At 43.7% G+C, this 3727-nt stretch carries 1 protein-coding gene; it reads right to left on the minus strand.

Going from position 1 to position 3727, the window contains the following annotated elements; all coding sequences use genetic code 11:
- A partial coding sequence (locus DS885_RS11595; RefSeq protein WP_147232355.1) for a beta strand repeat-containing protein occupies positions 1-3445 on the minus strand: 3445 nt, incomplete at its 3' end.
- Positions 3446-3727: the final 282 nt, after the last annotated feature.

Below are 3727 nucleotides of genomic sequence, written 5' to 3' on the forward strand. Positions count from 1 at the left end.
TAAAGTCGTTGCTGACTAGGTTAATAATTTCAGGGGCGTCGTTAACAGTCTCAACACTTGGATCAACCGTTACGGTATCGCCATCAGTGGTGCCATCATTCGGAATCAGTGTAAACGCTGGTAACTCTTGACCGCTGTTCACTAAGTCAGCACCGGCTTGGGTTAACACCACCGTGCCATCAACTAATGCATAGTTCACCGTATCGCTTAAGGTCACGGTGACCTCATCGCCATCTTCATCGAAGGTCTCGAAGGTAGCAACAGTCGCGCCTTCAACGGCACTGCCGTCATCTTCGGTAAAGTCGTTGCTCACTAGGTTAATGATTTCAGGGGCATCGTTAACAGTCTCAACACTTGGATCAACGCTAACCGTTTCACCATCAGTGGAGCCATCATTTGGAACCAAGGTGAAGGCAGGCAGCTCTTGACCACTGTTCACTAGGTCAGCACCGGCCTGGGTTAACACCACCGTGCCATCAACCAATGCGTAGTTCACGGTGTCGCTTAAGGTCACCGTCACATCATCGCCATCTTCATCGAAGGTCTCGAAGGTAGCAACGGTCGCGCCTTCAACGGCACTGCCGTCACCTTCGGTAAAGTCGTTGCTCACTAAGTTAATGATTTCAGGGGCGTCATTAACAGTCTCAACACTTGGGTCAACAGAAACTGTTTCGCCATCAGTGGAGCCATCGTTTGGAACCAAGGTGAAGGCAGGTAGCTCTTTTCCACTGTTCACTAGGTCAGCACCGGCTTGGGTTAATACCACCGTGCCATCAGCCAATGCGTAGTTCACCGTATCGCTTAAGGTAACTGTCACCTCATCACCATCTTCATCGAAGGAGTCGAAGCTTGCTACCTCTGCGCCTTCAACGGCACTGCCATCATCTTCGGTAAAGTCATTGCTTATCAGGTTAATGATTTCTGGGGCATCGTTTACTGTAGTGACACTTGGACCTACTCTAACTGCGCCACCAGCTTTGGTTAAGACCTCGGAGCCATCATTTGGAGTCAAGGTAAATACAGGCAAACCCTGACCGCTGTTCACTAGGTCAGCACCCGCTTGGGTTAACACAACCGAGCCATCAACCAATGCGTAGTTCACCGTATCGCTTAAGGTCACGGTGACCTCATCGCCATCTTCATCGAAGGTCTCGAAGGTAGCAACAGTCGCGCCTTCAACGGCACTGCCGTCATCTTCGGTAAAGTCGTTGCTCACTAGGTTAATAATTTCTGGGGCATCATTAACAGTCTCAACACTTGGGTCAACAGAAACTGTTTCTCCATCTGTGGTGCCATCATTTGGAATCAGTGTAAATGCTGGTAATTCTTGACCGCTATTCACTAGGTCAGCACCCGCTTGGGTTAACACAACCGTGCCATCCACAATCTCGTAATTGACTGTGTCACTTAACGTAACAGTAACGTCATCACCTTCTTCATCAGAGGTTTCGAACGTAGCAACCACAGCGCCTTCAACGGCACTGCCATTATCTTCAACAAAATCATTGATGACGAGATTAGTAATTTCAGGCGCATCATTAGAAGTAGTAACACTAGGCTCAACTGATACTGTTTCGCCGTCTGTGCTATCGTCACTTGGAATTAATGTAAAAGCAGGTAGATCTTCGCCACTGTTAACCAGTGCTGCGCCCGCTTCTGTAAGCACAACTGTGCCATCCACAATCTCGTAATTGACTGTGTCACTTAACGTAACAGTAACGTCATCACCTTCTTCATCAGAGGTTTCGAACGTAGCAACCACAGCGCCTTCAGCAGCACTGCCATCATCTTCAGTAAAGTCGTTGTTACTAGTAATGGTTAGCTCTGGGGCATCATTTGCCGTGGTAACACCAGGCTCAACTGAAACGGCTTCACCATCTGTACTATCGTCACTTGGAATTAATGTGAAGGCAGGTAGCTCTTGACCGCTATTAACCAGTGCTGCGCCCGCTTCTGTAAGTACAACGGTGCCATCTAAAATCTCGTAATTGACTGTGTCGCTCAGAGTTACCGTTACCTCATCACCCTCTTCATCAAAAGTTTCGAACGTAGCAACAACAGCGCCTTCAACGGCACTGCCATTATCTTCAACAAAATCATTGATGACGAGATTAGTCATTTCAGGCGCATCATTAGAAGTAGTAACACTAGGCTCAACTGAAACGGCTTCACCATCTGTGCTATCGTCACTTGGAGTTAATGTGAAGGCAGGTAGCTCTTGACCGCTGTTAACCAGTGCTACGCCCGCTTCTGTAAGTACAACTGTGCTATCCACAATCTCGTAATTAACTGTGTCGCTTAATGTAACAGTGACATCATCACCATCTTCATCAAAAGTGTCGAACGTAGCAACAACAGCACCTTCAACTACACTTCCATCGTCTTCAGTAAAGTCATTTGAGCTTGTAACAGTAAGAGTAGGAATATCGTTAACAGTTGTGACATTAGGGTCATCACTAACGGCTTCACCATCTGTTACACCGTCACTTGGAATTAATGTATAAGCGGGTAAGTCTTCACCACTATTAATTAGTGCTGCACCTGCTTCGGTCAATACAACCGTATTACCAACAATTTCATAATTAACAGTGTCACTTAAGGTCACTGTTACCGTATCGCCTTCTTCATCACTGGTTTCAAATGTAGAAACCACTGCCCCTTCAACAACACTACTATCATCTTCGGTAAAGTCATTTGAACTTGTGATTGTTAAACTAGGAGCATCGTTTACAGCGGTTACACTTGGCTCAACAGATACAGCTTCGCCATCTGTTACACCATCAGTCGGAGTTAAAGTATATGCTGGTAAATCTTCACCACTATTAACTAATGCTGCACCAGCTTCAGTTAATACAATGGTATCACCCACAATTTCATAATTAACAGTATCACTTAAAACTACTGTTACGTCGTCACCATCTTCATCAGTTGTTTCAAAGGTAGCAACGGTCGCTCCTGTAACGGCACTTCCATCATCTTCAGTGAAGCCATTAACACTAGTTACTGTTAAAGTAGGAGGTGTGTTAATTGCTGTCGCATTTGCGTTTTCATCGGTAAAGATTGTCGACTCTACATCATCATTAAAACCTGCAGTTTCAAAGTCAGTCGTCGCTATAGTCTCTTCGGCGTCTCGATCAAAATCGACGAGTGTAAAACCGCCAGCAGATTCTTCACCCGCAGCAGTTTCAACATCTAAATCTAATACTTCTTCACCTAGCGCAAGTATTGTTTCAAGATCATTGATATCAATTTCAATATTCTCTTCACTTTCACTAGTAGTTACATCATTTTCTAGATCAGCTTCTAAGGGTTCACTTTCTGTCAATTCAGGTAACTGTGGATCAAGTACCTCTACTGATTGGTTTAGTTTTCCTTCCGTTTGAGTTGACTGTTCCGTAGCTGACTCAATATCGGTTTCATTAACTGATTTATTTTGTTCGTCCATTATGATTTTCCCACTTTAAACTTTAATGATTATGTACGGCATACCGAGAAATAGGATCAATAATCAAATTTTAAATTTACACCACTAAAGTAATAACAATAGTAAAATATACTTCAATAGTAAATTTGATTATTCGTTAATCTTTAACTTAAACACAAAAACGCTCATATATATTGATTAACAACATCAGACAACAATAAGCAGAGCTAATTGGTGTGATATAGAAAGGGAAGTAAATTGACAAAAAATAGACATAATTACAACAATAAGTAAGTATATTAC

Origin of the sequence: Psychromonas sp. B3M02, assembly GCF_003318165.1 — a bacterium.
In the GTDB taxonomy this organism is placed as follows: domain Bacteria; phylum Pseudomonadota; class Gammaproteobacteria; order Enterobacterales; family Psychromonadaceae; genus Psychromonas.